The sequence below is a fragment of the Leucobacter faecis genome (assembly GCF_054456695.2).
The window spans coordinates 1-383 of the sequence record NZ_JBTJER020000039.1 but is presented as its reverse complement, the minus strand read 5'-3'; the positions used below and the strand labels follow the sequence as shown (position 1 = coordinate 383).

Sequence of the window (383 nt, the reverse complement as noted above, 5' to 3'; positions counted from 1 at the left end):
GTCGGGCTCTTCCACGTCACCGTGCCCGTGCGGTCTTGCACGGGCCGCCAATCCGTGCCGTGTTTCAAGGAATGGTGCGCTTTGCACAGCAGTTGTAAATTAGTTGTGGTGGTGGGACCGCCGTGTTCCCACGCGATCGTGTGGTCCATGTCGCAGGTTATGGGGAGCCGGGTGCAGCCCGGAAACCTGCACCTGCGGTCTCTCGCCCACAACAGGTTGCGCATCGCCCTCGTCGGTTTATAGCGGTCGACGCACAGCACGTTACCGTACTCGTCTTCGTCCACGCGTGAGACGTTGCGGGAGAGAGCAAGCATGTCGTGCGCGATCTGCGAAGCGATCGGCCCGTACCCCACGAGTTCACACACCTGCCGCGGGGATGCGGC

1 protein-coding gene is annotated in these 383 nt (G+C 62.9%); it reads right to left on the bottom strand.

Features of this window, described 5'->3' with window-relative positions; all coding sequences use genetic code 11:
• On the bottom strand, positions 1-284 hold a 284-nt coding region (locus ACXR2W_RS14170), incomplete at its 3' end, for an HNH endonuclease signature motif containing protein (RefSeq protein WP_489948869.1).
• Positions 285-383: the final 99 nt, after the last annotated feature.